The 25,563-nt window shown below is 60.5% G+C and carries 30 protein-coding genes and 2 pseudogenes; 24 read left to right on the top strand and 8 right to left on the bottom strand.

Annotation, left to right across the window (positions count from 1 at the left end; translation table 11 throughout):
• Positions 1-74: 74 nt before the first annotated feature.
• The 10 genes from B723_RS13890 to B723_RS13935 all read left to right on the top strand — a co-directional run bounded on the left by B723_RS13890 (position 75) and on the right by B723_RS13935 (position 9,046).
• Positions 75-446 carry a chemotaxis response regulator CheY gene (locus B723_RS13890; protein ID WP_003183998.1) on the top strand — a complete coding sequence of 124 codons (372 nt, stop codon included), beginning with the start codon at positions 75-77 and terminating at the stop codon, positions 444-446.
• Positions 447-468: 22 nt separating this feature from the next.
• On the top strand, positions 469-1,257 hold the full coding sequence (locus B723_RS13895) for a protein phosphatase CheZ (protein WP_017337195.1): 789 nt from the start codon (positions 469-471) through the stop codon (positions 1,255-1,257).
• Positions 1,258-1,312: 55 nt separating this feature from the next.
• Positions 1,313-3,559 (top strand): chemotaxis protein CheA, encoded by a 2,247-nt coding sequence (locus B723_RS13900; protein ID WP_017337196.1) that lies wholly within the window; start codon positions 1,313-1,315, stop codon positions 3,557-3,559.
• Between the two features lie 50 nt (positions 3,560-3,609).
• Positions 3,610-4,740 carry a protein-glutamate methylesterase/protein-glutamine glutaminase gene (locus B723_RS13905; protein WP_017337197.1) on the top strand — a complete coding sequence of 377 codons (1,131 nt, stop codon included), beginning with the start codon at positions 3,610-3,612 and terminating at the stop codon, positions 4,738-4,740.
• The gene (locus tag B723_RS13910; RefSeq protein WP_017337198.1) at positions 4,740-5,480 is read left to right on the top strand and encodes a flagellar motor protein; all 741 of its coding nucleotides are present in this window, start codon (positions 4,740-4,742) and stop codon (positions 5,478-5,480) included. Before B723_RS13905 ends, B723_RS13910 begins: the two co-directional genes overlap by 1 nt.
• 15 nt (positions 5,481-5,495) lie before the next feature.
• Positions 5,496-6,386 carry a flagellar motor protein MotD gene (gene motD / locus B723_RS13915; protein ID WP_017337199.1) on the top strand — a complete coding sequence of 297 codons (891 nt, stop codon included), beginning with the start codon at positions 5,496-5,498 and terminating at the stop codon, positions 6,384-6,386.
• Positions 6,387-6,425: 39 nt separating this feature from the next.
• Complete coding sequence (locus B723_RS13920; protein ID WP_017337200.1) at positions 6,426-7,214, top strand: ParA family protein; 789 nt, start codon at positions 6,426-6,428, stop codon at positions 7,212-7,214.
• A 1-nt stretch (position 7,215) separates the two neighbouring features.
• Complete coding sequence (locus B723_RS13925) at positions 7,216-8,094, top strand: CheW domain-containing protein (protein ID WP_017337201.1); 879 nt, start codon at positions 7,216-7,218, stop codon at positions 8,092-8,094.
• Positions 8,095-8,167: 73 nt separating this feature from the next.
• On the top strand, positions 8,168-8,653 hold the full coding sequence (locus B723_RS13930) for a chemotaxis protein CheW (RefSeq protein WP_008024622.1): 486 nt from the start codon (positions 8,168-8,170) through the stop codon (positions 8,651-8,653).
• A complete protein-coding gene (locus B723_RS13935) occupies positions 8,654-9,046 on the top strand; it encodes a DUF2802 domain-containing protein (RefSeq protein ID WP_017337202.1) in 393 nt (130 codons plus the stop codon).
• Between the two features lie 64 nt (positions 9,047-9,110).
• On the opposite strand, the gene B723_RS13940 is transcribed toward B723_RS13935, so the two are convergent.
• The gene (locus B723_RS13940; protein WP_017337203.1) at positions 9,111-9,440 is read right to left on the bottom strand and encodes an EscU/YscU/HrcU family type III secretion system export apparatus switch protein; all 330 of its coding nucleotides are present in this window, start codon (positions 9,438-9,440) and stop codon (positions 9,111-9,113) included.
• Entirely contained in the window at positions 9,437-11,011 is a 1,575-nt protein-coding gene (locus tag B723_RS13945) for a flagellar hook-length control protein FliK (RefSeq protein WP_017337204.1), read from the bottom strand. The genes B723_RS13940 and B723_RS13945 overlap by 4 nt, the downstream gene beginning before the upstream one ends.
• A gap of 197 nt (positions 11,012-11,208) precedes the next feature.
• Between B723_RS13945 and ccmA the strand changes: the two genes are divergently transcribed.
• From ccmA to phnN, 11 genes are all read left to right on the top strand, one after another.
• The gene (ccmA, locus tag B723_RS13950) at positions 11,209-11,844 is read left to right on the top strand and encodes a cytochrome c biogenesis heme-transporting ATPase CcmA (RefSeq protein WP_017337205.1); all 636 of its coding nucleotides are present in this window, start codon (positions 11,209-11,211) and stop codon (positions 11,842-11,844) included.
• Positions 11,841-12,509, top strand: a complete 669-nt coding sequence (gene ccmB, locus B723_RS13955; protein ID WP_017337206.1) for a heme exporter protein CcmB — start codon at positions 11,841-11,843, stop codon at positions 12,507-12,509. The genes ccmA and ccmB overlap by 4 nt, the downstream gene beginning before the upstream one ends.
• A 95-nt stretch (positions 12,510-12,604) precedes the next feature.
• On the top strand, positions 12,605-13,360 hold the full coding sequence (locus B723_RS13960) for a heme ABC transporter permease (protein ID WP_017337207.1): 756 nt from the start codon (positions 12,605-12,607) through the stop codon (positions 13,358-13,360).
• Complete coding sequence (gene ccmD, locus B723_RS13965) at positions 13,357-13,533, top strand: heme exporter protein CcmD (protein ID WP_017337208.1); 177 nt, start codon at positions 13,357-13,359, stop codon at positions 13,531-13,533. The genes B723_RS13960 and ccmD overlap by 4 nt, the downstream gene beginning before the upstream one ends.
• On the top strand, positions 13,530-13,985 hold the full coding sequence (gene ccmE / locus B723_RS13970; protein ID WP_017337209.1) for a cytochrome c maturation protein CcmE: 456 nt from the start codon (positions 13,530-13,532) through the stop codon (positions 13,983-13,985). The genes ccmD and ccmE overlap by 4 nt, the downstream gene beginning before the upstream one ends.
• A 3-nt stretch (positions 13,986-13,988) precedes the next feature.
• Positions 13,989-15,977, top strand: coding sequence for a heme lyase CcmF/NrfE family subunit (locus tag B723_RS13975; protein ID WP_052909691.1), 1,989 nt, complete (start codon positions 13,989-13,991; stop codon positions 15,975-15,977).
• Positions 15,974-16,510 carry a DsbE family thiol:disulfide interchange protein gene (locus B723_RS13980; RefSeq protein WP_052909692.1) on the top strand — a complete coding sequence of 179 codons (537 nt, stop codon included), beginning with the start codon at positions 15,974-15,976 and terminating at the stop codon, positions 16,508-16,510. The genes B723_RS13975 and B723_RS13980 overlap by 4 nt, the downstream gene beginning before the upstream one ends.
• Positions 16,507-16,980 (top strand): cytochrome c-type biogenesis protein, encoded by a 474-nt coding sequence (locus B723_RS13985; RefSeq protein ID WP_017337212.1) that lies wholly within the window; start codon positions 16,507-16,509, stop codon positions 16,978-16,980. Before B723_RS13980 ends, B723_RS13985 begins: the two co-directional genes overlap by 4 nt.
• Complete coding sequence (gene ccmI, locus B723_RS13990) at positions 16,973-18,172, top strand: c-type cytochrome biogenesis protein CcmI (protein WP_017337213.1); 1,200 nt, start codon at positions 16,973-16,975, stop codon at positions 18,170-18,172. The genes B723_RS13985 and ccmI overlap by 8 nt, the downstream gene beginning before the upstream one ends.
• A 15-nt stretch (positions 18,173-18,187) precedes the next feature.
• Positions 18,188-18,592 carry a hypothetical protein gene (locus B723_RS13995; RefSeq protein WP_017337214.1) on the top strand — a complete coding sequence of 135 codons (405 nt, stop codon included), beginning with the start codon at positions 18,188-18,190 and terminating at the stop codon, positions 18,590-18,592.
• Between the two features lie 78 nt (positions 18,593-18,670).
• Positions 18,671-19,237, top strand: a complete 567-nt coding sequence (phnN, locus tag B723_RS14000; RefSeq protein ID WP_017337215.1) for a phosphonate metabolism protein/1,5-bisphosphokinase (PRPP-forming) PhnN — start codon at positions 18,671-18,673, stop codon at positions 19,235-19,237.
• A 29-nt stretch (positions 19,238-19,266) separates the two neighbouring features.
• Here the strand turns inward: phnN and B723_RS33640 are convergent.
• Positions 19,267-19,362: pseudogene (locus tag B723_RS33640) on the bottom strand (PIN domain-containing protein); the annotation flags it as partial.
• Between the two features lie 17 nt (positions 19,363-19,379).
• Positions 19,380-19,520 (bottom strand): annotated as a pseudogene (locus B723_RS32215) (DNA-binding protein); the annotation flags it as partial.
• 128 nt (positions 19,521-19,648) lie between these two features.
• Between B723_RS32215 and B723_RS14005 the strand changes: the two are divergent.
• A complete protein-coding gene (locus B723_RS14005) occupies positions 19,649-19,861 on the top strand; it encodes a type II toxin-antitoxin system HicA family toxin (protein ID WP_017337217.1) in 213 nt (70 codons plus the stop codon).
• Entirely contained in the window at positions 19,861-20,265 is a 405-nt protein-coding gene (locus B723_RS14010) for a type II toxin-antitoxin system HicB family antitoxin (RefSeq protein WP_017337218.1), read from the top strand. The genes B723_RS14005 and B723_RS14010 overlap by 1 nt, the downstream gene beginning before the upstream one ends.
• Before the next feature lie 86 nt (positions 20,266-20,351).
• Here B723_RS14010 and B723_RS14015 read toward each other — a convergent pair whose 3' ends face one another.
• Positions 20,352-21,557 (bottom strand): MFS transporter, encoded by a 1,206-nt coding sequence (locus B723_RS14015; RefSeq protein WP_031318544.1) that lies wholly within the window; start codon positions 21,555-21,557, stop codon positions 20,352-20,354.
• 232 nt (positions 21,558-21,789) lie between these two features.
• On the opposite strand from B723_RS14015, the gene B723_RS14020 reads away from it, so the two are divergent.
• Positions 21,790-22,407, top strand: a complete 618-nt coding sequence (locus B723_RS14020) for a hypothetical protein (protein ID WP_017337220.1) — start codon at positions 21,790-21,792, stop codon at positions 22,405-22,407.
• A 215-nt stretch (positions 22,408-22,622) separates the two neighbouring features.
• Here B723_RS14020 and B723_RS14025 read toward each other — a convergent pair whose 3' ends face one another.
• From B723_RS14025 to B723_RS14035, 3 genes are all read right to left on the bottom strand, one after another.
• Positions 22,623-23,621, bottom strand: coding sequence for a sulfate ABC transporter substrate-binding protein (locus tag B723_RS14025; protein WP_017337221.1), 999 nt, complete (start codon positions 23,619-23,621; stop codon positions 22,623-22,625).
• A 93-nt stretch (positions 23,622-23,714) separates the two neighbouring features.
• A complete protein-coding gene (locus tag B723_RS14030) occupies positions 23,715-24,539 on the bottom strand; it encodes an ion transporter (protein ID WP_017337222.1) in 825 nt (274 codons plus the stop codon).
• 21 nt (positions 24,540-24,560) lie between these two features.
• Positions 24,561-25,475, bottom strand: coding sequence for an urea transporter (locus tag B723_RS14035; protein WP_017337223.1), 915 nt, complete (start codon positions 25,473-25,475; stop codon positions 24,561-24,563).
• Positions 25,476-25,563 lie beyond the last annotated feature (88 nt).

A 25,563-nucleotide genomic window follows, 5' to 3' on the forward strand; every position in this document is an offset into this window, starting at 1 on the left:
CCGGATTGATTGAAATGGCGTGTCCAGGTGCTGGGCGCGTTTAAGACTGCTTGGAGGTCGAATTGGACAAGAACATGAAAATCCTCATCGTTGATGACTTCTCAACGATGCGGCGGATCATAAAAAACCTGTTGCGTGACCTTGGGTTCACCAACACGGTGGAGGCCGACGATGGCACTACTGCCATTCCGGTTCTCAACAGCGGGAGCATCGACTTTCTGGTAACGGACTGGAACATGCCTGGCATGACCGGCATCGATCTGCTGCGCCACGTACGCGCCGATGAAAAGCTCAAGCACCTGCCGGTGCTGATGGTGACCGCTGAAGCCAAGCGCGAGCAGATCATCGAAGCGGCCCAGGCCGGTGTTAACGGCTATGTGGTCAAACCCTTCACGGCCCAGGCGTTAAAAGAAAAAATCGAGAAGATTTTCGAACGCATCGGTTGAGAAACTGCGCCACGGGGGAGCTATGGACCACAACGAATCTTCACAGGGCGATTTTGAATCGACCCTGAAAAAACACGCGGTCGAATTGGTCGAAAGCCTTGAAAAAGGCAGGTTCGGCGACGCTGTGCAACTGATCCATGAGCTCAATCAGACCCGTGACCGCGGCCTGTATCAGGAAGTGGGCAAGCTCACCCGCGAGCTGCACAGCGCGATCGTCAATTTCCAGATTGACCCGCACATGCCGCAAGCCGAGGAAGTGTCGCAGATCACGGATGCCACTGAGCGCTTGGGCTACGTGGTGAAGCTGACCGAGGCTGCAGCCAACCGCACCATGGATCTGGTCGAAAACTCCACACCGCTGGTCAACAGCCTGAGCGATGAAGCTCAGGCGCTGAGCACGGATTGGGGGCGGTTCATGCGTCGCGAAGTCGGGGCCGAGGAGTTCCGCGAACTGGCTCGGCGTGTCGACGGTTTCCTGACACGCAGCAGCGCGGACAATCGCGCAGTGTCGAGCAACCTCAACGACATTCTGCTCGCTCAGGATTACCAGGACCTCACAGGTCAAGTGATCAAGCGCGTGACCCAATTGGTCACCGAAGTTGAAAGCAACCTGCTCAAGCTCGTGCTTATGGCCAGTCAGGTGGACCGCTTTGCGGGCATCGAACATGACCGTGAAGCGATGCTTGCTGAAAAAGATCCGCAAAAACATCTCTCTCAGGGTGAAGGTCCGCAGATTCATGCCGATAAAAGAGAAGACGTTGTGTCCGGTCAGGACGATGTGGACGATTTGCTATCCAGCCTGGGATTTTAGAAATTTAGAATTTTAGGTTTTTTAGGTTTTTAGACCTGTTAGGAGCACCCCCTTAATGAGCTTCGGCGCCGATGAAGAGATCCTTCAGGATTTCCTGGTTGAGGCCGGCGAGATTCTAGAGCAACTGTCCGAACAGCTGGTCGAGCTTGAAAGCCGACCGGATGATGCGGACTTGCTCAATGCAATTTTTCGCGGTTTTCACACTGTAAAAGGGGGCGCCGGCTTCCTCCAGCTCAACGAGCTGGTGGAGTGCTGTCACATCGCCGAGAACGTGTTCGACATCCTGCGCAAGGGTGAACGTCGCGTCGACTCGGAATTGATGGACGTGGTACTCGAAGCGCTGGACGCGGTGAACAGCATGTTCAGCGAAGTCCGCGAACGCAGCCCGATCACGGCCGCCACGCCTGAATTGCTCGCGGCCCTGGCCCGTCTGGCCGAGCCGCAAACCGCCGATGAAGCCGCACCTGTGGCTCAAGTGGTGGAAGAACCGGCTGCCGAAGCCGAATCAGGCGACATCACCGATAACGAATTCGAACAATTGCTGGACTCGCTGAACGCCGTCAAGGCTCAGGCCGAGGCGCCGGTGGCGGCTGCGCAGCCTGCCGCGGACGCAGCAGCCAGCGACGAAATCACCGATGCAGAATTCGAGTCGTTGCTCGATCAATTGCACGGCAAGGGCCAGTTCGCCGTCGACGCGGTGGCGGCACCTGCAGCCCCCGCCGCACCGGCTGCCCCGAAAGCGGCAGGCGACAGTTCCGACATCACCGACGACGAGTTCGAAGCACTGCTCGATCAACTGCACGGCAAGGGCAGCTTTGCCGTCGACGCGCTGGAGTCGGCCATTGCTTCGGCCCCGGCCGCCGCGGTGCCTACCGCTAAAGCGGCCGGCAGCGATCTGATCTCGGACCACGAGTTCGAATCGCTGCTCGACGAATTGCACGGTAAAGGCAAGTTCACCGAAGTCGGTACCGGTTCTGCCGCTTCTTCGGTAGCCGCGCCTGTCGCCAAAGCCCCGGCACCTGTCGCCAAGGCGCCCGAGCCAAAAGCCGAAGCGTCGAAGCCTGCTGCCGCTGCTGCACCGGCCCCAGCCCGTGCGCCGTCCGCGCCGCCGGCGGAAAAACCGGCCAGCGAAGCCGAGACCACCGTACGGGTCGACACCGCGCGCCTCGACGAAATCATGAACATGGTGGGCGAGTTGGTACTGGTGCGTAACCGCCTGGTTCGCCTGGGTGCCAACAGCGCCGATGAAGCCATGTCCAAAGCCGTGTCGAACCTCGACGTGGTCACGGCTGACTTGCAAACCGCGGTCATGAAGACCCGGATGCAACCGATCAAGAAAGTCTTCGGGCGCTTCCCGCGTCTGGTTCGCGACCTGGCTCGCCAGCTCAAGAAAGAGATCAACCTGGAGCTGGTCGGCGAAGAAACCGACCTCGACAAGAACCTTGTCGAGGCACTGGCCGACCCGCTGGTCCACTTGGTGCGCAACTCGGTCGACCACGGTATCGAAGAGCCGGCTGACCGCGAAGCGATGGGCAAGCCGCGTAGCGGCAAAGTGATCCTGTCCGCTGAACAGGAAGGCGACCACATCCTGCTGTCCATCTCCGATGACGGCAAGGGCATGGACGCCGACGTGTTGCGCGGCATCGCGGTGAAGAAAGGCTTGATGGACAAGGATGCGGCGGACCGCCTGAGCGAGTCCGACTGCTTCAACCTGATCTTCGCGCCGGGTTTCTCGACCAAGACCGAGATCTCCGACGTGTCGGGCCGTGGCGTGGGCATGGACGTGGTGAAAACCAAGATCGCCCAGCTCAACGGCACCATCAACATCTACTCGACCAAGGGCAAAGGCTCGAAGATCGTCATCAAGGTGCCGTTGACCCTGGCGATCATGCCAACGCTGATGGTCATGCTCGGCAACCAGGCGTTTGCGTTCCCGCTGGTGAACGTCAACGAGATCTTCCACCTCGACCTGTCGCGCACCAACGTGGTGGACGGCCAGGAAGTGGTGATCGTGCGGGACAAGGCGTTGCCACTGTTCTACCTCAAGCGCTGGCTGGTCAGCTCCGCCGCTCACGAAGAGCAGCGCGAAGGCCATGTGGTGATCCTTTCGGTGGGCACCCAGCGGATCGGCTTCGTCGTCGATCAACTGGTCGGCCAGGAAGAAGTGGTCATCAAGCCATTGGGCAAAATGCTCCAGGGAACTCCGGGCATGTCCGGCGCCACCATCACCGGTGACGGCCGCATTGCGCTGATTCTCGATGTTCCGAGCATGCTCAAGCGTTACGCCGCACGGCGTATTTGATTCTGGGGGAGCGGGGCGACTGAGCCTCGCCCCCGCCTAACGGAGTGTTTATGGTAGTCAAGGTCCTGGTGGTGGACGATTCGGGGTTTTTCCGCCGCCGCGTCTCGGAAATTCTTTCAGCGGATTCGAATATCCAGGTTGTCGGCACGGCAACCAACGGAAAAGAGGCGATCGATCAGGCGCTGGCCCTCAAGCCGGACGTGATCACCATGGACTACGAGATGCCGATGATGGATGGCATCACGGCAGTGCGGCACATCATGCAGCGCTGCCCGACACCGGTATTGATGTTCTCCTCGCTGACGCATGAAGGCGCCCGGGTCACCCTGGATGCGCTGGACGCCGGCGCGGTGGATTTCCTGCCGAAGAATTTCGAAGACATCTCGCGCAATCCCGAGAAGGTCAAGCAACTGCTGTGCGAGAAGATTCTCAGCATTTCGCGCAGTAACCGTCGTGTCAGCGCTTACAGCGCGCCGGCACCAGCCCCGGTCGCCGCGCCAGCCCCGACCCCAGCGCCCTCCAGCGTCGGCAGTTATGGCAGCAACGCGCCGGCACGCCCGGCACCGATCCCGGCCCGTGCACCTGCGCACGCACCGTCGTCGCCCGCGCCGAAACGCAAAGCCTACAAGCTGGTTGCCATCGGCACGTCCACCGGCGGCCCGGTTGCCCTGCAGCGTGTATTGACGCAATTGCCGGCCAACTTCCCGGCCCCGATCGTGTTGATCCAGCATATGCCGGCGGCGTTCACCAAGGCCTTCGCCGAACGCCTGGACAAGCTCTGCCGCATCAGCGTCAAGGAAGCCGAGGATGGCGACATCCTGCGTCCGGGCCTGGCGCTGCTGGCACCGGGTGGCAAGCAAATGATGATCGATGGCCGTGGCGCGGTGAAAATCCTGCCGGGCGACGAACGTCTGAACTACAAGCCGTGCGTGGACATCACCTTTGGGTCTGCCGCCAAGTCCTACGGTGACAAAGTTCTGGCGGTCGTACTGACCGGCATGGGCGCCGACGGTCGTGAAGGTGCGCGTCTGCTCAAGCAGGGCGGCAGCTCGATCTGGGCTCAGGATGAAGCCAGCTGCGTGATCTACGGCATGCCGATGGCCATCGTCAAAGCCGAACTCGCCGATGCGGTGTACGGCCTCGATGACATAGGCAAGCACCTGGTCGAGGCGTGTATCTGATGGATGTACTCAGCCTTATCGGGATCATCATGGCGTTCGTCGCCATCATCGGTGGCAACTACCTTGAAGGCGGTCACCTCGGCGCGCTGGCTAACGGCCCGGCGGCGTTGATCGTGCTCGGCGGGACCGTCGGCGCGGCGCTGCTGCAATCGCCGATGAGCGCCTTCAAGCGCGCCATGCAGATTCTCGGTTGGATCCTGTTCCCACCGCGCGTGGACCTCGCCGGCGGCGTCGATCGCGTGGTGAACTGGAGCCTGACCGCCCGCAAGGAAGGTCTGCTCGGTCTGGAAGGGGTGGCCGACGCCGAACCCGACGCTTACTCGCGCAAAGGCCTGCAACTGCTGGTGGACGGCGCCGAGCCGGAAGCGATTCGCAGCATTCTGGAAGTGGATTTCTACACCCAGGAAAGCCGTGATATCGAAGCCGCCAAAGTCTTCGAAAGCATGGGCGGCTACGCGCCGACCATCGGCATCATCGGTGCGGTGATGGGCCTGATTCACGTGATGGGCAACCTGGCCGATCCGTCGCAGCTGGGCAGCGGCATTGCCGTGGCGTTCGTCGCCACGATCTACGGCGTGGCCAGTGCCAACCTGGTGCTGCTGCCGATTGCCGCCAAACTCAAATCCGTTGCATTGCGCCAATCGCGTTATCGCGAAATGTTGCTGGAAGGCATTCTGTCGATCGCCGAAGGTGAAAACCCTCGCTCTATCGAGTTGAAGCTTCAAGGCTTCATGGATTGATGGGGGTAATGGACTATGGCTCGTCGCCGGCAACCTGAAGAACATGTAAACCATGAGCGCTGGCTGGTTTCCTACGCCGACTTCATTACGTTGCTGTTCGCCTTTTTCGTGGTGATGTACTCGATCTCTTCGATCAACGAAGGCAAGTACAAGATCATTTCGGAAGCGTTGATCGGCGTGTTCACCGATTCGGATCGCGCGCTCAAGCCGATCCCCATCGGTGAAGAAAGACCGAAAACCGTGACCCCGGCCAAGCCGTTGGTCAAGGACAGCGAGCAAGTCGACGCCGGCATTGCCGGGGCCAGTGATCCGCTGAAAAGCATTGCCGATGACATCAGCGCCGCGTTCGGCGACTTGATCAGCTCCAATCAGATGACCGTGCGCGGTAACGAGCTGTGGGTCGAGATCGAACTCAATTCCAGCCTGTTGTTCGGCAGCGGCGACGCCATGCCCAGCGACATGGCGTTCAACATCATCGATAAAGTCGCCGCGATCCTGAAACCGTTCGACAACCCGATTCACGTCGAAGGGTTCACCGACGATCAACCGATCCGCACCGCGCAGTACCCGACCAACTGGGAACTTTCCTCGGCGCGTTCGGCGAGCATCGTGCGCATGCTGGCGATGCAGGGTGTGAATCCGGGTCGGCTGGCGTCGGTGGGTTATGGCGAATTCCAGCCGGTGGCCAACAACGCCACGGCGGAAGGCAGGGCGCGCAACCGTCGCGTGGTGCTGGTCGTGTCACGAAATCTCGATGTACGCCGCAGCCTCACCGGCACCGGAACCGCCCATGCGCAACCGGATGCCGCGTTGAAGCGCGCTGGCACACAAACTGCACCTGCACCGGTCAAGTCGCCGGGACGAGAGAACGCCGTCAATTCTCCGTCACCCGCATTAATACGTTGAGCTATTTCCCGGTCTAGTCGACCGGGAGGAACAATCCGAATGAGAGTCTGGGCCGTTGCCAATCAAAAGGGTGGTGTTGGTAAAACCACTTCCTCTATCGCTTTAGCCGGGTTGCTGGCCGAGGCGGGCAAGCGCGTGGTCGTGGTCGATCTCGACCCCCACGGCTCGATGACCAGCTACTTCGGTTACGACCCCGACAGCCTGGAGCACAGCAGCTACGACCTGTTCCTGCACAAGGGCAGCGTGCCGCAAGGCTTGCCCGGTCAGTTGCTGTTGCCCACCAGTCACGCGAGTATTTCCCTGTTGCCGTCGAGCACTGCGCTGGCGACGCTTGAGCGTCAGTCGCCGGGCCAGAGTGGTTTGGGCCTGGTGATTGCCAAGAGCCTGGCGCAACTGTGGCAGGACTTCGATTACGCCGTGATCGACAGTCCGCCGTTGCTCGGCGTGCTGATGGTCAATGCCTTGGCGGCCAGTCAGCAATTGGTGATTCCGGTGCAGACCGAGCACCTGGCCGTCAAAGGCCTGGAGCGCATGGTCAACACCCTGGCGATGATCAACCGCTCACGTAAACAGCCGCTGGCATTCAGCATCGTTCCGACCCTGTTTGATCGGCGCACGCAAGCCTCGCTCGGGACCTTGCGGGTATTGCGCGACAAATATCCCGAAGAAATCTGGCAAGGCTACATTCCGGTGGACACGCGTTTGCGTGACGCCAGCCGCGCCGGTGTGACGCCTTCGCAATTCGACGGCAAGAGCCGCGGCGTTTTGGCCTATCGCGCACTGCTCAAGCACATGCTGACGCAGCAATCCGTTGCGCAGGTGGCGTGAGATGAATCGCCCGGTAAAAATCACGTCCCGTCCGCAACTTGCGCTCCAGTCCTATCTGGACAGCTTGCTGATGGACGCGACCGAGGAGTTGTCGCCGGAAATCGAAGCGATTCCCGAGGTGGTCGAGGTTGAAGCGGCGCTGGACGAGTTCCAGGCTGCGGTGCTTGAAGAGCAGGCTCGTGATGCGCAAAAACCGGCTGAGAAACCGACAGCCGTTGCCGCTCCGGTCGCAGCACCTGTGGTGAAAGCCCCGGTGGCACTGATCGAGGCGCCGGCGCCGGTTCTGGCCCCTGTCTCGACCATCGCGCCGCTGCTGCAAGCCCTGGTGCCACCGATCGTCGAAGTCCATCTGCCACCGAGCAACACGCCGCCACCGGTGGAAACCGACGGTCGTCCTGCCTGGGCCGCCGAGCCGTTCGAATGCCTGTTGTTCGATGTCGCCGGGTTGACCCTGGCGGTGCCGCTGGTGTGCCTGGGCTCGATTTACTCCCTGGCTGGTCAGGAGCTGACGCCGCTGTTCGGTCAGCCTGAATGGTTCCTCGGGATCCTGCCGAGCCAGGCGGGCAACCTGAAAGTGCTCGATACCGCCCGTTGGGTCATGCCCGACCGCTATCGCGATGACTTCCGTCAGGGCCTGCAATACGTTATTTCGGTTCAGGGCTACGAGTGGGGGCTGGCGGTGCATCAGGTCAGCCGCTCGTTGCGCCTGGACCCGAACGAAATCAAGTGGCGCAGTCACCGTGGTCAACGGCCATGGCTGGCGGGCACGGTGATTGAACACATGTGTGCGTTGCTTGACGTATCCGAACTGGCCGAGCTGATCGCCAGCGGTGGGGCAAAGCACATGAGCGGCAGCAAGCCGAACCACAAACCGACATAACAACACGCGGGGCAAGTGACTTGCCATCGCACCGAACACACACCGCTAGGGCGGTTTTTCGAGGGGTCAGGGTATGAATGATAAGGCGTCGTCTGCAAAAGGTTCCGAAGATCCGATCCTGCAATGGGTAACCTTCAAGCTGGACAATGAAACCTACGGCATCAACGTGATGCGCGTTCAGGAAGTCCTGCGTTACACCGAAATCGCCCCGGTCCCGGGTGCCCCGAGCTATGTGCTGGGCATCATCAACCTGCGCGGTAATGTGGTCACCGTGATCGACACCCGTCAGCGCTTCGGCCTGATGAATGCCGAGATCAGCGACAACACCCGGATCGTCATCATCGAAGCCGACAAGCAAGTGGTCGGCATCATGGTCGACAGCGTGGCCGAAGTGGTTTACTTGCGTCAGTCGGAAATCGAAACCGCGCCGAATGTGGGTAACGAAGAGTCCGCCAAGTTCATTCAAGGCGTGTGCAACAAGAACAACGAATTGCTGATCCTGGTCGAGCTGGACAAGATGATGAGCGAAGAAGAATGGTCGGAACTGGAGAGTATCTGATTGATTCTCGAGGTTGCGGTCATTGTCCTGTTCCTTTTCTGGGCAGGCACGCTGGCGATGTTTCTGGCGTACATTCGGGGCCAGCGGCAGATCGCTGCGCAACAGGCCCAGGGCGATGCGCTGCGTGATCAGCGCATCAAGGACCTGGCCAAGCGCGTTGACGACTATCAGAGCGGCAATGTGCGCATGGGTGAAGACCTGCACGAGCTGCGCGCCGTCGTCGGGCCGTTGCCGGACAAGCTGGCCCAGCTTGAGCAGCGCGACCCGTCGAGCCTGTCGTTCGCCCAGGCAGCACGCCTGGTCGGAATGGGCGCGAGCGTCGATGAACTGACTCAGTCCTGCGGGTTGACCCAGGCTGAGGCGGAGTTGATGAGCAAGTTGCACAAGAACTGACAGATCAAAAGATCGCAGCCTCGTCGAGTGCAACGAGGCTGCGATCTTTTGCATTCAACACACATCAATAATCATCCCCGCGCTCGGTGATGTCTTTCTCGACCATCAACGCACTCGGATCATGCCCCTGCGGGAACTTGCCCTTCAGATTCCATGCAAACGCAATGATCTCGGCAATCGTCCGATACAACTCCTCCGGAATACTGTCCCCCAGCTCCATCCTGGCCAGCAATTTCACCAGCTCGGCGTTCTCGTAAATCGGCACTTCATAATCGCGTGCAATCCTCAGGATTTCTTCCGCCAGCTCTTCGTCGCCCTTGGCCGTGAGGGTCGGTGCGTGGGTGCCGTCGTATTTGAGGGCGATGGCCTGGCGTGGCGTATCGGAATTTCTCATGCGGTTTCGTCGACCCAGCGTTGTTCGAGACGGGTTTGCGGCCCTTGGGGTGGTGTGCCGTGGTGGCAATCGAGATCGCCGACGTTCAGGCCGGCCGCCAGCAAGCGTTCGCGCAGGCTGGCCAGATTGCTCTCGATCAGGCTGGCGGTGTAGGGCCGCTCGGCCCACAGCTGGCTGGACAGGCTGCCGCCAATCAGCTGTGCCTGAATCTGCAGAGGGCCCAGCGGCTCCATGTCGAAGGCCAGGTCCACGCGCCACAACTGCTGCTTGGGCTCGCGTTCGTCACGGCGCTCATTGGGTTGATCTTTTTCGGGGGCTTCCTCGCGCTGGAACTTGAGCTGCAGCGGGACGATGTCCTGCATATTGCGCATCGGAATTTCCAGCTGCCAGGTGCTCATCAGCCGACCGTCGTTCGTCACGCCGGTCTGCTCCAGGCTAGACAGTTGATGGCTTTGCAGGCGTGAGACTGCCGCGGCGGCCAACCGCAGCAAGTGCTCCAGATCATCTTCGCCTTCCAGGCTTTGCAGGAAACGCTCGGGCAAGGGGAAACCGGTCGGCTGCGGTTTGGCGCTGACCTGACCGAGCATGCCGAGGGCGCTGCGCACGAAGCTCGGCATCGTCTGGGCCAGGGTATTGGCAGCAATGATCGCGTTGAGGTTGGTATTGGCCGGCAGCCCCTGGCTCAGTTGCGCGATCAGCTTGAGCAGGTCGCCTTTCATGTCTGGCGCCAGTGTCGGATTTTGCCCGGTGAGCAGTTTCGCCTCGAGAAACAGGCCGCTACTGGCCAGTGCCAGGGCCAGGCCTTTGGGCGTGCTCAGTTGCTGAACGTCCGGCAGACCGGCGAGCAGCTTGTCCACGGCGGCTCGCAGATCGCTGGAGGTCTGATTCGTGGCGGGCAGGTTTTGCAAGAGTTTGAGTAATCCGTCCAGCGAGCCCTGGCGGCTTTGCTGGCTGACCAGTTGCTGGGTGACTGCCAATTGTTCCTGCCGATTGCTCAGCGGGACGAATTTCAGGGTCTGGGTGTCTTGCACCAGCGCGCTCAACAACGTGCCGATGCGCAACGGCGTCGGGCTGTCGATGCTCAGGGTATTGCCGCTCAGTGACGTGTTGAGCAGGCTCACCAGCGAACGAAACACCGTCGGCTGCCCCGGCACTTGCGGCATTACCTGGGAAGTCAGCACTTTGCCTTGCAGCAAGGTGCCCACCGGCAGTTGTGCCGTGTCGAGGCGGGTGAGGGTGGCAACGCTGGAGGCGATGGCCTGTTGCACGGTGATGGCAAGGTTGCTCGCCGATGGCTGGGTGATCGCCAGGTTCGTGCCCTGAGGCAGCGGCTGACTGCTGGTGGCCTGAACCGTGGTCTGACGGCCGCTTTCGAGGGTGACCTTGAGCAACAGTTGAAAGGTCTGATCCGCCTGCTTGAGCGACAGCACTTCGGCCTTGGCGGATTGCCCGGCGGTGATCAGGCCCTCCATCGGCGTCAGCAGCTTCAGCAAATCGCCACTCACCACCTGCGGACGTGACGTCGCGGGCGTGGTCGGTGGTAGCGGGAGGATGTTCATTTCGCCTGTCATACGCGGTCACAACCTGAGGAAATTGCCCTCTTTAGAGTAGGGCATGGCATGTATAATGCCGCCCGTCTTTCGGAGAGTGGCGAAAACATTGCAATTGTTTGACGCAGCTCTCTAGAACAGGCCGCCAATGCATCTATGCTGCATCTCTTTAGCGGCCGCTCCGCCGCCGACTTGAACCGCAAAAGGCCCGTGATCTCTTGACCAGTCCTGTCCTGCAAACCGTTGCCCTCGCCTGTGAGCGAGACCTTCGGCTGCTCTTCGAAAATCTCGAATTGAGACTGGCCAGTGGCGAAATGTTGCAAATCAGCGGCCCCAACGGCAGTGGCAAAACCAGCCTTTTACGTCTGCTGTCTGGCCTGATGCAACCGACCACCGGTCAAGTACTGCTCAACGGCCAACCGTTGAACGAACAACGCAGTGAACTGGCGCGCAACCTGCTGTGGATCGGTCACGCCGCCGGCATCAAGGATTTGCTGACCCCGGAAGAAAACCTCAGCTGGCTCTGCGCCCTGCATCGACCGGCCTCCCATGAAGCCATCTGGGCCGCGCTTGCCGCAGTCGGACTGCGCGGTTTCGAAGATGTTCCCTGTCACACCCTGTCCGCCGGCCAGCAACGCCGTGTGGCGTTGGCGCGTCTGTACCTGGACAGTCCGCTGCTGTGGATCCTCGACGAGCCGTTCACCGCGCTCGACAAGCAAGGCGTTGCGCAACTCGAAGAGCACCTGGCCGCGCACTGTGAGCGTGGCGGTATGGTCGTGCTGACCACTCACCACACGCTGACCCGGATGCCGGTCGGCTATCGCGACATTGATCTGGGGAACTGGGCCGTATGAGTGTTTTCGGCCTGTTGGTCGCCCGTGAGGCTCGCTTGTTGTTCCGCCGTCCGGCGGAGTTGGCCAATCCGCTCGTATTCTTCGCCATCGTGGTTGCTCTGTTCCCGTTGGCGGTCGGTCCCGAGTCTCAATTGTTGCAAACCTTGTCTCCGGGACTGGTCTGGGTCGCGGCCCTTTTATCGGTTTTGCTCTCGCTGGACGGGCTTTTCCGCAGTGATTTCGAAGACGGTTCCCTTGAACAGTGGGTCCTTTCGCCGCACCCCCTGCCTCTTCTGGTTTTGGCCAAGGTACTGGCACACTGGGCATTCTCTGGTCTGGCACTGGTTTTGCTCGCTCCACTGCTGGCGTTGATGCTCGGTTTGCCAACCGCCTGTCTGCCGGTGTTGCTGCTTTCCCTGTTGCTCGGTACACCGGTGCTCAGCCTGCTCGGTGCGGTGGGCGCCGCCCTGACGGTGGGGTTGAAGCGTGGCGGCCTGTTGCTGGCGCTGCTGATTCTGCCGTTGTACATCCCGGTGTTGATTCTTGGCAGTGGCGCCTTGCAGGCGGCCTTGCAGGGAATGCCGGCGACCGGTTATCTCCTGTGGCTTGGTAGCCTGACCGCCTTGGCGATAACCCTTACACCTTTTGCAATAGCTGCTGGCCTGAAGATCAGCGTCGGCGAATAATAATGAGGTCTGATCATTTTTTGATCGCTTTCTTGTAAGAAAGGCAGACCCTTCGCTACTCGTGATGGCGAGTAGCACCCGTGATGGAAACAGTAATGAACTGGACCTGGTTTCATAAGCTCGGCTCACCCAAATGGTTTTACGGCATCAGCGGCAAACTGTTGCCATGGCTGAGCGTCGCGGCGTTGCTGCTGATCGGCGTCGGTGTCGTTTGGGGGCTGGCCTTCGCGCCGCCTGACTACCAGCAAGGCAACAGCTTTCGCATCATCTATATCCACGTTCCGGCCGCCATGCTGGCGCAGTCCATCTACGTGATGCTGGCGGTCTGCGGGATCGTCGGGCTGGTGTGGAAGATGAAACTGGCTGACGTCGCCCTGCAATGCGCGGCCCCCATCGGCGCGTGGATGACCGCCGTGGCGTTGGTCACCGGCGCGATCTGGGGCAAGCCGACCTGGGGCTCGTGGTGGGTCTGGGATGCGCGACTTACGTCCATGCTTATTCTGCTGTTCCTGTACTTCGGTCTCATTGCGCTGGGCAACGCCATCAGCAATCGTGACAGCGCGGCCAAGGCCTGCGCGGTGCTGGCGATTGTCGGCGTGATCAACATCCCGATCATCAAGTACTCGGTGGAATGGTGGAACACCCTGCACCAGGGCGCGACCTTCACCCTCACCGAAAAACCGGCAATGCCGGCCGAGATGTGGCTGCCACTGCTGCTGACGGCGCTGGGTTTCTACTGTTTCTTCGGCGCGGTACTGCTGCTGCGCATGCGCCTTGAAGTGCTCAAGCGCGAAGCCCGCGCCAGTTGGGTCAAGGCAGAAGTACAGAACAGTCTGGAGGCCGCTCGATGAGTTTTGCTTCATTCGGCGACTTTCTCGCCATGGGCCATCATGGCCTGTATGTCTGGTCAGCCTATGGCATCTGCCTGGTGGTGCTGGCCCTCAACGTGGCGGCGCCGGTTCTGGCCCGCAAGCGGTATCTGCAACAAGAGGCGCGTCGACTGCGCCGGGAGAACGGCAAGTGAATCCGCTGCGCAAAAAGCGTCTTATCATCATTCTCGCGATCCTGGTCGGTGTCGGCGCTGCTGTCGGCCTGGCCCTGAGCGCCCTGCAGCAGAACATCAACCTGTTTTACACACCGACGCAAATCGCCAATGGCGAAGCGCCGCAAGACACGCGCATTCGTGCCGGCGGGATGGTCGAAAAAGGTTCGCTGCAACGTTCCGGCGATTCGCTGGACGTGAAGTTCATCGTGACTGACTTCAACAAGTCCGTAACCATCAGCTACCGCGGCATCCTCCCGGACCTGTTCCGCGAAGGGCAGGGCATCGTCGCCCTGGGCAAGCTCAACGCCGACGGCGTGGTGGTGGCTGACGAAGTGCTGGCCAAGCACGACGAGAAATACATGCCGCCGGAAGTGACCAAGGCCCTGAAAGACAGCGGCCAGTCGGCACCCATTCCAGCAAAAGAGGGCTAATTGATGACATCCGGAATCTTTATCCCTGAATTGGGCCACCTGGCGATGATTCTGGCGCTGTGTTTCGCGCTGGTTCAAGCCGTGGTGCCGTTGCTGGGAGCCTGGCGCGGCGACCGCTTGTGGATGAGCCTGGCTCAGCCGGCCGCCTGGGGCCAGTTTGCCTTTCTGTTGTTCGCCTTCGGTTGCCTGACCTACGCATTCATGGCTGACGACTTCTCCGTTGCCTACGTCGCCAGCAACTCCAACAGCGCATTGCCGTGGTACTACAAGTTCAGCGCCGTGTGGGGCGCGCACGAAGGTTCGTTGCTGCTGTGGGCGTTGATTCTCGGTGGCTGGACCTTCGCGGTGTCGGTATTCTCCCGGCAGTTGCCGCAAGTGATGCTGGCCCGCGTGCTGGCGGTGATGGGCATGATCAGCACCGGTTTCCTGCTGTTCCTGATCCTCACCTCCAACCCGTTCGCCCGCATCCTCCCGCAAATTCCAGCGGACGGTCGCGACCTCAATCCGTTGCTGCAAGACATCGGCCTGATCGTCCACCCGCCGATGCTCTACATGGGTTATGTCGGGTTCTCCGTAGCGTTTGCGTTCGCCATCGCCGCGCTGCTGGGCGGCCGTCTTGATGCGGCGTGGGCGCGCTGGTCGCGTCCATGGACCATCGTCGCCTGGGCCTTCCTCGGCATCGGCATCACCCTCGGTTCGTGGTGGGCTTATTACGAACTCGGCTGGGGCGGCTGGTGGTTCTGGGACCCGGTGGAAAACGCCTCGTTCATGCCATGGCTGGTGGGTACCGCGTTGATTCACTCGTTGGCGGTCACGGAAAAGCGTGGCGTGTTCAAGAGCTGGACCGTGCTGTTGGCCATCGCCGCCTTCTCGCTGAGCTTGCTGGGAACCTTCCTCGTGCGTTCCGGCGTGTTGACCTCGGTTCACGCCTTTGCCTCCGACCCGGAGCGCGGCGTGTTCATCCTGATCTTCCTGCTGTTTGTGGTCGGCGGTTCGCTGACGCTGTTTGCCCTGCGCGCGCCGGTGGTGAAAAGCCATGTCGGCTTCAACCTCTGGTCCCGGGAAACCCTGTTGCTGGGCAACAACCTGGTGCTGGTGGTGGCGGCTTCGATGATCCTGCTCGGCACCTTGTATCCGCTGATCCTCGATGCCATGACCGGCGCCAAGCTGTCGGTCGGCCCGCCGTACTTCAACGCACTGTTCATTCCGTTGATGGCGTTGCTGATGGTGGTGATGGCGGTCGGCATGTTGGTGCGCTGGAAAGACACCCCGGTCAAATGGCTGATGAGCATGCTGACCCCGGTGCTGCTCGGCAGTGCCGCACTGGCGGTGGTGGCTGGCGTCGCTTACGGCGATTTCAACTGGGCGGTGATCGCGACCTTCATGCTCGCGGCCTGGGTGTTGCTGGCCGGCGTGCGCGACATCTTCGACAAGACGCGGCACAAAGGCTTGATCAAAGGCCTGCCGACCCTGACCCGCAGCTACTGGGGCATGCAAATTGCGCATTTGGGCATCGCCGTGTGCGCACTCGGTGTCGTGCTGTCGAGCCAGAACAGTGCTGAACGCGACCTGCGCCTGGCGCCGGGCGAATCCATGGACCTGGGCGGTTACCAGTTCGTGTTCGAAGGTGCCAAACACTTCGAAGGCCCGAACTTCACCTCCGACAAAGGCACCGTGCGGGTGATCCGCGACGGCAAGGAAATCAGCGTGCTGCACCCGGAAAAACGCCTGTACACCGTGCAGAACTCGGTGATGACCGAAGCCGGGATCGACGCCGGTTTCACCCGTGACCTCTACGTCGCACTCGGCGAACCGCTGGGCGATGGCGCCTGGGCCGTGCGCGTGCACGTCAAACCGTTCGTGCGCTGGATCTGGTTCGGCGGTTTGCTCACCGGGCTCGGCGGGTTGTTGGCGGCGATGGACCGGCGTTATCGGGTCAAGGTAAAAAGCCGCGTGCGCGAAGCACTGGGCATGTCGGGAGCGACTGCATGAGACGTTGGTTGATGCTGTTGCCACTGGTGATTTTTCTGGTGGTGGCTGTGTTCCTTTATCGCGGTCTGTACCTGGACCCGGCCGAGCTGCCTTCGGCAATGATCGGCAAGCCGTTCCCTGAGTTTTCCCTGCCAGCGGTGCAGGGCGACAAGACCCTGACCAAGGCTGACATCGTGGGCAAACCGGCGCTGGTCAACGTCTGGGGCACCTGGTGCATTTCCTGCCGGGTCGAGCACCCGGTGTTGAACAAACTGGCCGAGAAGGGCGTGGTGATCTACGGCATCAACTACAAGGACGTCAACGCGGACGCCTTGAAGTGGCTGAAGGAATTCCACAACCCGTATCAACTGGACATCCGCGACGACGAGGGCACGCTGGGCCTGAACCTTGGCGTGTATGGCGCTCCGGAAACCTTCTTCATCGATGCCAAGGGCATCATCCGCGACAAGTTCGTCGGTGTGATCGAAGAACAGGTCTGGCGCGAAAAACTGGCGGCCAAGTATCAGGCGCTGGTCGACGAGGCCAAACCATGAAGCGCTGGATAGCTGCTGTTGTGCTGGGGCTGAGCATGGCTGGCGTGGCACACGCGGCCATCGACACCTATGAGTTTGCCAAAGAAGGCGACCGCGAGCGTTTTCGCGAGCTGACCAAAGAGCTGCGTTGCCCCAAGTGCCAGAATCAGGACATTGCCGATTCCAATGCACCGATCGCCGCTGACCTGCGCAAAGAGATTTTCCGCATGTTGGGCGAAGGCAAAGACAATCAGCAGATCATCGACTTCATGGTCGATCGCTACGGTGATTTCGTCCGCTACAAACCCGCTCTGAACGCCAAGACTGCCTTGCTCTGGTTCGGCCCGGCCGGCCTGTTGCTGGGTGGTTTTGTGATCATCGCCGTGATCGTCCGCCGTCGTCGCGTGCAACGCGCCGACAGCCCGGACGCGCTTTCTGCCGAGGAGCGCGAGCGCCTCGACCACTTGTTGGATAAAACCAAGAATGATTGATTTCTGGCTCGCTGCAGGTCTGCTGCTTCTGGTTGCCCTGAGTTTTCTGTTGATCCCCGTTCTGCGCGGCCGTCGCGCTCAGCTGGAAGAAGATCGTACGGCCCTGAACGTCGCGCTGTATCAGGAGCGCGTGGCCGAGTTGCAAACCGAGCAGGAAGAGGGTGTGCTCAACGCGTCGCAACTGGAAACCGGTCGCGCCGAAGCTGCCCGAGAGTTGCTCGCCGACACTGAAGGCGTCGAGGCACCGCGCGTGGCGCGCCTGGGCAAACCGTTGCCCTTGCTGGCGGCGATTCTGGTGCCGGTACTGGGGCTTGGGCTGTATCTGCATTTCGGGGCGAGCGACAAGGTCGAGCTGACTCGCGAATTCTCTCAGGCACCGCAGTCGATGGAAGAGATGACCCGTCGCCTGGAGCGCGCCGTCGCGGCTCAACCGGATTCGGCAGAAGGCCTGTACTTCCTCGGTCGGACCTACATGGCACAGGATCGTCCTGGCGATGCGGCGAAGATCTTCGAACGCACGGTGAACCTGGCCGGTCGTCAGCCGGAATTGCTCGGGCAATGGGCGCAGGCTCAATACTTCGCCGACGGCAAGAAGTGGTCAGACAAGGTTCAGGCCCTCACCGACGAAGCCTTGAAAGCCGATCCTAAGGAAGTCACCAGCCTGGGTCTGCTCGGCATTGCCGCGTTTGAAAGCGCGCGTTATCAGGATGCCATCGACTACTGGAATCGTCTGCTGGCGCAACTGCCGCCGGACGACAACTCCCGGGCGGCGCTGCAAGGCGGTATTGCCCGCGCCACTGAAAAACTCGAGGCCAGCGGTGGCAAGGTTGCCCGGGCGCCTGCGGTCAAGTCGGCACTGATCAAAGTCAGCGTCGATCTGGCGCCAGCGCTCAAGGCCAAGGTTCAACCGGGTGACAGCGTGTTCATCTTCGCTCGCGCCACCAATGGCCCGCCGGCGCCACTGGCCGCCAAGCGCCTGACCGTGGCTGACTTGCCGGCGACTGTCGAATTGGGCGATGCCGACGCAATGATGCCGCAGTTGAAACTGTCGAACTTCCCTGAAGTCCAACTGGTTGCGCGCATCTCTCGTGCCGGCCAACCGACTGCCGGCGAATGGATCGGTCGCAGCCAGCCGCTGGCCAGCAGCACCACCGCGCCACAAAAACTGACCATCGACAGTCCGGACAAATAACAGGAAAACGCAACCATGACCGCTATCGCTCGTATCACCCTGCTCAGTCTGGTCCTGGGGTTAAGCGCGTGCGCGGTCCAGCGGCCGGAGCCGACGTCGCTGCCGCCGATTCCGCCCTCGCAACCCAAGCCCACTCCGTCTACCTCGCCCGCCCCGAGCAAGCCGAGCGTTCCGGCCAAACCTGCCAAGCCACTGCCACGCACTTCCGCCAGCTTCGCGCCGCCGCCGGGTGGCAACAGCCATTGGGATCCCAAGCTTGGTGTTTATGTGCTGGATGACCAGACCAATACCTTCTACCGCCAGCGCACGTATTATCGCTTCGACAATGGCTGGAGCCGGTCGATCAGCCCGAACGGGCCTTGGGAAGAGACGGATATCCATGGCGTGCCGGGTGGGTTGGGACGGCAATTCGGGCAGTAACGCAAAGGCGACCCTTCGGGGGTCGCCTTTTTTGTGGGCGTTGTGGTCCAGCAGGCGACAAGCGAAGAGGATGTTTTGATGTCCGGCAGGTTGATCTATCTCATCGGGCCTTCAGGTTCGGGCAAGGACAGCCTGCTGGATGCCGCTCGAACGCGCTTGGCCGAACGCGGCTGTCGTATCGTGCGGCGGGTCATTACGCGCTCCGCGGAAGCGGTCGGGGAGGCGGCGCTGGGCGTCAGCCTGCAGCAGTTCGCCGAGATGCGGGACCAGGGTGCATTTGCCCTCAGCTGGCAGGCTCATGGCCTGGCTTATGGCATCCCGCGGGAAATCGACGAGTGGCTGGCGGCGGGGGACGACGTGATGGTCAACGGTTCGCGTGCGCATTTGCCGCAAACCCGTGAACGTTATCCAGACGTGTGGGTGCTGTTGCTGACTGTGAACCAGGCGGTGTTGCGTCAGCGCCTGTTGGCGCGCGGACGTGAGTCGGAGGCCGAGATCGATCAGCGGCTGGCGCGTAATGCCCATTTCAGTGAGCGCCTGTTGGCGGAGGAACCGAGCGTGCACGTGCTCGACAACTCCGGATCGCTGGAGCATACCGTCGAGAGCCTGCTGACCTGCATCGGCAAGCCCGACCTATGCATTTGACCTTGTAGGGCATTGATCAGAGCATGGCCTTTCTGATTGAAAGTGACGATGACGCTCGCGTTACAGCGAATGCCTGCCGCCAGCACATGGCGATCGTCCATATCGGGCAACGTTAATCCTTCTATCAAATCTTCGTGACCCGTCACGCACGCCTTAACGCTTGTGCCTGCTCGGCGAGAAGCTTCATTGCTTGCTCGCTGGCAATGTTGCGCCGGGTTTTATAGTCCATCAAATCGGCAAAGTGCACACGTCGGTGCTTGCCGGTTTTGGGGTAGGCATCCTCCACAAACGCTCTATCTTGGCGGCAATCACACTTCGTAAAACAACCGAACGTCGTGATCAGGATTTTTGTGCTTGAGTAAAGATAACTCTAGAGTTACTTTTGTCTGGGCCGGAGCAAGGAGGCTGGGGGTGCAAAGCAGGTTATTGATCAAGGAGCTGGAGGAGGCGGGCTGGACGCTGGATCGGATTACCGGCAGCCATCATCTCTTCACCCATCGATACAACCCGTACACGATTCCCGTCCCTCACCCGAAAAAGGATTTACCGACCGGGACGGTTAAAAGCATCAGGAGGCGAGCCGGGCTTTACTGCCCGCCAGCCAGTTACGCAGGAGATCCATAATGCAATATCCAATCTGTATCGAGTGGGGCGACGAGACCACCGCCATCGGTATTCAGATCCCCGATATTCCGGGTGCCGCAACGGCCGGGGATACGTTTGAAGATGCCTATAACGCGGCGATCGAGATTGCCCATATCCTGCTTCAGGAAATAGCCGCTGACGGGGAATCGATTCCGATGCCGACTTCGGCAGCCGTCCATCGTGGCAACCCGGACTTTGCCGACATGGGATGGGGAATGCTGGAGCTGGACATCGCGCCGTATATGGGCAAGACCGAGAAGGTCAATGTCACGTTGCCCGGCTATGTGATCCAGCGGATTGACCGGTATGTGCGCGAGCACAATGTCAAAAGCCGTTCTTCCTTTCTGGCAGATGCGGCGATGGAGAAGCTGGTTCGGCACTGAATCGTGCCAGTGCCATCGATATCGCGAGCAGGTTCGCTCCCACAGGTTGGTGCAAACCCTTTGAGCGAACCTGCTCGCGAAAAGCCTTACGCCGTTGCCAGGGAAGGTTCTTTGGAAACACTCAAGAACCGCAACAATGCCAACAACGGAAACGCGCTGCCCACGATCACGATCCACAACCAGCCGCCGTGCTCATACACTGCACTGGCGACCGAGGAGCCGAAGGCGCCGCCGATGAAAATGCTGGTCATGTACAGCGCATTCAGGCGGCTGCGGCTTTTGGCGTCGAGGGCGTAGACCGCGCGTTGGCCCAGGACCATGTTCATTTGCACACAGAAGTCGAGCACCACGCCGGTGACGGCAAGGCCGATGACGCTGTAGGCCGGATGGATGAACGCCGGCAGGAAGCTCAGGCTGGCGAACAGCAGGGCCAGCAACGAAGCGATGCGGGTGTGGCCTGCGTCAGCCAGTCGACCGGCGATCGGCGCGGCGATCGCACCGATGGCTCCCACCAAAGCGAAGATCGCGATCTGGGTTTGCGACAGGCCGTGATTGCGTGCCAGTTCCAGCGGCACCGCTGTCCAGAACAGGCTGAACGTGGCGAACATGCAACCCTGGTAGAACGCACGCTGACGCAGTACCGGTTGCTGGCGCAACAGCGTCCACAGCGAGCCCAGCAATTGGCCATAAGAGGCGCTGTGATCGGGCTGGCGCTTGGGAATCGTCACCGCCAGCACGATGCTGATCGCCGCCATCAACACGGCTGCGATCACGAACATCGCGCGCCAGCCGAAGTGATCAGCCACAACGCTGGATACCGGCCGCGCCAACAGAATCCCCAGCAGCAAACCGCCCATGATTCCGCCGACCACCCGGCCACGGGTCTCCTCGGGCGCCAGGTGCGCGGCCAGTGGAATCAGGATCTGCACCGACACCGAGCTGAAACCCACCAGCAACGAGATCAACAGAAACACGTTGGGTTGATCGGTAAACGCAGCGCCCAACAGACTGGCAATCGCCACCACCGTGGTGATGATCATCAACCGACGGTTTTCCAGCAGATCGCCCAGCGGCACCAGGAAGAACAGGCCCAGCGCGTAACCAATCTGGGTCAGCGAAACGATCAGGCTCGCCATGGTGCTGGTCAGGCCAATGTCCGGCGCGATCAGGCCGATGATCGGCTGGGCGTAGTAAATGTTGGCCACAATGGCGCCACAGCAAAAGGCGAACAGCAGCACCATGCCTTTGGTCATTGTCGTGGCGCCGTGAGGTGCCTGGTTCGCTGGGTTCATAACGTATCTCGCTGAGCAAAATGGAATGCGCGCAGGCTAAGCGGCTGGCCGGAACGGCGGAAGTGGGATTGGAGTGATAGCAATCATTCCATTGCGGAATGAGAGGCGCCGGTGTGTACCGTTGCCGATGAACCCTGCGCCAGAATTTTGAAGTCTGATGATACATTCACTTACATCTTGTTCGATAGCGTGCTTATGTTCTCTTCACGATTAATAACCGGAAGGCACTTTCATGAACGCGATGTTCCGTCACCTGATTTGCGGCGCTTTGATCGGGTTGTTTATGGCAAATCTCGCGCAGGCGGCCGACGCGCCGGGCATGCGCATCGGCTTGCGCGGCGAGATCACCGGAGTGACTCCAGAGGTGCTGAAAGTCCACGTCAACAGCGGCGAAAACGTAGTCATCAATTTGACCAGGGACACCAAGGTCCGCGCTGTAACCCTGGCGAATATCGAAGACATCAAACCGGGCAGCTACATAGGGTCCGCGGCCATTGCGCAGGAAGACGGTTCGCTCAAAGCCCTGGAAGTCCATGTCTTCCCACCGGAGCTGGCCGGCAGCGGCGACGGCCATCGGCCTTTCGATCTGGTCAAGGGCAGCAGCATGACCAATGGCAGCGTCGGCGATCTGGTGGTGAGCAATGGTCGTGTGCTGACCGTCAACTACAAAGGTGGTCAGCAGAAGATTCTGGTGCCGGAGGATGTGCCGATTGTGAACCTGTTGCCAGGGGACCGCAGCTTGCTGAAAGTGGGTGTGAAGATCGTGACGTTCGTGACACAGAGTGCCGACGGGACGCTGACGGCGCAGTCGATTTCGGCCGGCAAGGATGGCGTCACACCGCCGATGTAGCTGCTTGGGGCAGAACCTGTTAGAGCGAGCCTGTGTGGCGAGGGAGCTTGCTCCCGCAGGGTCGCGATGCGGCCCCAAAAACTTTGCGACTGCTTCGCAGCCGAGCTGGAGCAAGCTCCCTCGCCACACAAGGCTCGCTTGCACACTGATTCGTGGCGAAAAACGCCCACAAAAAAGGCGACCTTCTCGGGTCGCCTTTTTCATTGGCTCAGGAATTACTGGCCGTTGTAAATCTGATCAAAAATTCCGCCATCATTGAAGTGAGTCTTCTGCACGGTGCGCCAGTCGCCAAAGGTCTTCTCCACCGACAGGAAATCCACCTTCGGGAAGCGATCGTTGTACTTGGCCAGTACCGCCGGATCACGTGGACGCAGGTAGTTGGCGGCGGCAATTTCCTGACCTTCCGGCGACCACAGGTACTTCAGGTATTCCTCGGCTGCAGCGCGGGTGCCTTTCTTCTCGACCACTTTGTCGACCACAGACACCGGCGGTTCGGCCTCGGCGGAGACGGTTGGGTAGATGACTTCGAACTGGTCGCGGCCAAACTCGCGGGCAATCATTTCCGCTTCGTTTTCGAAGGTCACGAGCACGTCGCCGATCTGGTTGGTCATGAAGGTGGTGGTGGCGGCACGGCCACCGGTATCGAGCACGGGCGCTTGTTTGAACAGTTTGCCGACGAAGGCTTTGGCCTTGTTCTCGTCACCGCCGTTTTTGAGCACATAACCCCAGGCCGACAGATAGGTGTAGCGGCCGTTGCCCGAGGTTTTCGGGTTCGGCACGATCACTTGCACACCGTCCTTGAGCAGGTCAGGCCAGTCTTTCAGCGCTTTCGGGTTGCCTTTGCGAACGATGAACACCGTTGCCGAAGTGAACGGCGCGCTGTTGTTCGGCAGGCGTGTGACCCAGTTGTCCGGGACCAGTTTGCCGTTGTCCGCGAGTGCGTTGATGTCGGTGGCCATGTTCATGGTGATGACGTCAGCCGGCAGGCCGTCGATCACGGAGCGCGCCTGTTTGCTGGAACCGCCGAAGGACATCTGCAGGGTGATGTTTTCGTTGTGCTCGGCTTGCCAGTGTTTCTGGAAGGCAGCGTTGTAGTCCTTGTAGAAATCGCGCATCACGTCATAGGAAACGTTGAGCAGAGTCGGTGCAGCCTGAGCCACGCTGGCCAATGCCAGGCCAGCGGCCAGAAGTGAGGCGCCAAAGAGTTTTTTCACTGCGCTTTCCTTGTTCTAATTTAAAAATGAGGCGATTTGCCAGCGACTATAACTGCGCTTGCATAGTCCTTTAAAGATTAAAAAGTACTTTGCTTATTCCTGTTTCTCAAACAGAGCATTGCCGCACCGCGAGCAAAATGCAGCGCCATGCTCATGGCTGTTTTTCTTGCACACCGGGCAGTCGTGTTGCAACTGTTCGCCGCGCATGGCGTTTGCCAGCTCCGCGGTGAAAATCCCCGTCGGCACCGCGATGATCGAGTAACCGGTGATCATCACCAGCGAGGAAATTACCTGGCCCAGCGGCGTCTTGGGCACGATGTCGCCAAAGCCTACGGTGGTCAGCGTCACGATTGCCCAGTAGATACCTTTCGGAATGCTGGTAAAGCCGTGCTCCGGACCTTCGATCACGTACATCAGCGTGCCGAACACTGTTACCAGTGTGCAGACGCTGACCAGAAACACCACGATCTTCTGCTTGCTGCCGCGCAGCGCCGACATCAGGTAATTGGCTTGTTTCAGATAAGGGCTGAGCTTGAGCACGCGGAAAATCCGCAGCATCCGAATGATCCGGATAATCAGCAAATACTGCGCATCGGCGTAATACAGCGCGAGGATGCCCGGCACGATCGCCAGCAAATCCACCAGTCCGTAAAAGCTGAACGCGTAACGCAATGGCTTCGGCGAACAGTAGAGCCGCAGGCCATATTCGATGGCGAAGATGACGGTGAAGCCCCACTCGATGTACGCCAGCACGTTGGCGTAGTTCTGGTGGATCGTGTCGATGCTGTCGAGCATCACGATGATGATGCTGGCAAGGATGATCAACAGCAGGATGCCGTCGAAGCGCCGTCCGGCCTTGGTGTCGCTCTGGAAAACCATGACGTAAAGGTCTTCACGCCAGTTTTTGCTGCTGTCCATGGAAAACGCCTGAATCGAGAATCAGCGCAGCCTAGGGTGATTCTCCCCGGTAGCGCAAGGCGCACTGTCGACGGCGGCCTGACGCAGCACGCGAATGCCTGCGCGGATCAGCCAGCACGCGAGGATGAATGGCGCGGTCAGCGTGGCCAGACCGAGCGCGGCGAAGCCCGGTGTGAGCAATACGGCAAGGGTAATGCCCAGCAGTGGCAACCAGGGCCGGTGGCGTTGTCCGCTGAAGGCGAGGGCGGCGAGCACGGCGTTGTAACCCCCGAGCCCCAGCAGCGCGGTTGACGTTTCGTGATGAAGCAAGGCGAACCCGAGTCCGACAACGGAGCCCAGCAAAGCCCACATAAACGCGCGACGGTCGGCGAGCAGCAAGCCCGCGGCAATCAGTGCCCCCGCCAGCGGATGACCGAGAAACATCACCTGACCAAGTCCCTTCAGCGCAGCGGCGAACAAGTTGAACGTGTTCATTTCGATCAGTGGCGCGGGGTGTTGTGGCGCGGCAAACGACAGCAGCAACCAGCTCATGCCGACGAAGGGCGCGGTGTAGGCCGGCAGGCAATGATGGTCGCGGGCGCGTTTCAACCATTGCTGGGTGAGCATGGCACTCAGTCCGCCAGCGGCAATGATCAGCGGCGGCAACAGGGCGGACCAGGGGAAATACAGGCTCAGCAGCAAGCCGAGGAGGACACCGTTGTAGCTGAACAGTCCGGCCTGACGATCGGCCTTGGCGTAATTGCGACGTTGCGCGGTGAGCAAACCGGCGAGGCCGCCCAGCAGGGCACCACCCAGCAGGGCCGGTGCGGTAAAAAGAATCGCCAACAGACACAGCAGACCGCACAGCGGATGGCGCTGGAGGAAAATCTGACTGAAGCCGTTGAGCAGGGCAGTCGCCCAATCGGGGCAGTGGGTGTTGAAGTGGTGGGCAGGCATGATGAAGTCTGGGGCAGTGGGAAAAACCAAGGTCTTGCATAAACGTTGTGGCGAGGGAGCTTGCTCCCGCTGGGCCGCGAAGCGACCC

It is taken from the genome of Pseudomonas fluorescens NCIMB 11764 (assembly GCF_000293885.2).
Lineage (GTDB): Bacteria > Pseudomonadota > Gammaproteobacteria > Pseudomonadales > Pseudomonadaceae > Aquipseudomonas > Aquipseudomonas fluorescens_B.

What these genes read in the sequence shown, in the direction of transcription:
- B723_RS13890 (WP_003183998.1), top strand. Translation starts at nt 75, where the DNA reads ATGAAAATCCTCATCGTTGATGACTTCTCAACGATGCGGCGGATCATA.
- B723_RS13895 (WP_017337195.1), top strand. Translation starts at nt 469, where the DNA reads ATGGACCACAACGAATCTTCACAGGGCGATTTTGAATCGACCCTGAAA.
- B723_RS13900 (WP_017337196.1), top strand. Translation starts at nt 1,313, where the DNA reads ATGAGCTTCGGCGCCGATGAAGAGATCCTTCAGGATTTCCTGGTTGAG.
- B723_RS13905 (WP_017337197.1), top strand. Translation starts at nt 3,610, where the DNA reads ATGGTAGTCAAGGTCCTGGTGGTGGACGATTCGGGGTTTTTCCGCCGC.
- B723_RS13910 (WP_017337198.1), top strand. Translation starts at nt 4,740, where the DNA reads ATGGATGTACTCAGCCTTATCGGGATCATCATGGCGTTCGTCGCCATC.
- motD (WP_017337199.1), top strand. Translation starts at nt 5,496, where the DNA reads ATGGCTCGTCGCCGGCAACCTGAAGAACATGTAAACCATGAGCGCTGG.
- B723_RS13920 (WP_017337200.1), top strand. Translation starts at nt 6,426, where the DNA reads ATGAGAGTCTGGGCCGTTGCCAATCAAAAGGGTGGTGTTGGTAAAACC.
- B723_RS13925 (WP_017337201.1), top strand. Translation starts at nt 7,216, where the DNA reads ATGAATCGCCCGGTAAAAATCACGTCCCGTCCGCAACTTGCGCTCCAG.
- B723_RS13930 (WP_008024622.1), top strand. Translation starts at nt 8,168, where the DNA reads ATGAATGATAAGGCGTCGTCTGCAAAAGGTTCCGAAGATCCGATCCTG.
- B723_RS13940 (WP_017337203.1), bottom strand. Translation starts at nt 9,440, where the DNA reads ATGAGAAATTCCGATACGCCACGCCAGGCCATCGCCCTCAAATACGAC.
- B723_RS13945 (WP_017337204.1), bottom strand. Translation starts at nt 11,011, where the DNA reads ATGACAGGCGAAATGAACATCCTCCCGCTACCACCGACCACGCCCGCG.
- ccmB (WP_017337206.1), top strand. Translation starts at nt 11,841, where the DNA reads ATGAGTGTTTTCGGCCTGTTGGTCGCCCGTGAGGCTCGCTTGTTGTTC.
- B723_RS13960 (WP_017337207.1), top strand. Translation starts at nt 12,605, where the DNA reads ATGAACTGGACCTGGTTTCATAAGCTCGGCTCACCCAAATGGTTTTAC.
- ccmD (WP_017337208.1), top strand. Translation starts at nt 13,357, where the DNA reads ATGAGTTTTGCTTCATTCGGCGACTTTCTCGCCATGGGCCATCATGGC.
- B723_RS13975 (WP_052909691.1), top strand. Translation starts at nt 13,989, where the DNA reads ATGACATCCGGAATCTTTATCCCTGAATTGGGCCACCTGGCGATGATT.
- B723_RS13980 (WP_052909692.1), top strand. Translation starts at nt 15,974, where the DNA reads ATGAGACGTTGGTTGATGCTGTTGCCACTGGTGATTTTTCTGGTGGTG.
- B723_RS13985 (WP_017337212.1), top strand. Translation starts at nt 16,507, where the DNA reads ATGAAGCGCTGGATAGCTGCTGTTGTGCTGGGGCTGAGCATGGCTGGC.
- ccmI (WP_017337213.1), top strand. Translation starts at nt 16,973, where the DNA reads ATGATTGATTTCTGGCTCGCTGCAGGTCTGCTGCTTCTGGTTGCCCTG.
- B723_RS13995 (WP_017337214.1), top strand. Translation starts at nt 18,188, where the DNA reads ATGACCGCTATCGCTCGTATCACCCTGCTCAGTCTGGTCCTGGGGTTA.
- phnN (WP_017337215.1), top strand. Translation starts at nt 18,671, where the DNA reads ATGTCCGGCAGGTTGATCTATCTCATCGGGCCTTCAGGTTCGGGCAAG.
- B723_RS14010 (WP_017337218.1), top strand. Translation starts at nt 19,861, where the DNA reads ATGCAATATCCAATCTGTATCGAGTGGGGCGACGAGACCACCGCCATC.
- B723_RS14015 (WP_031318544.1), bottom strand. Translation starts at nt 21,557, where the DNA reads ATGAACCCAGCGAACCAGGCACCTCACGGCGCCACGACAATGACCAAA.
- B723_RS14020 (WP_017337220.1), top strand. Translation starts at nt 21,790, where the DNA reads ATGAACGCGATGTTCCGTCACCTGATTTGCGGCGCTTTGATCGGGTTG.
- B723_RS14030 (WP_017337222.1), bottom strand. Translation starts at nt 24,539, where the DNA reads ATGGACAGCAGCAAAAACTGGCGTGAAGACCTTTACGTCATGGTTTTC.
- B723_RS14035 (WP_017337223.1), bottom strand. Translation starts at nt 25,475, where the DNA reads ATGCCTGCCCACCACTTCAACACCCACTGCCCCGATTGGGCGACTGCC.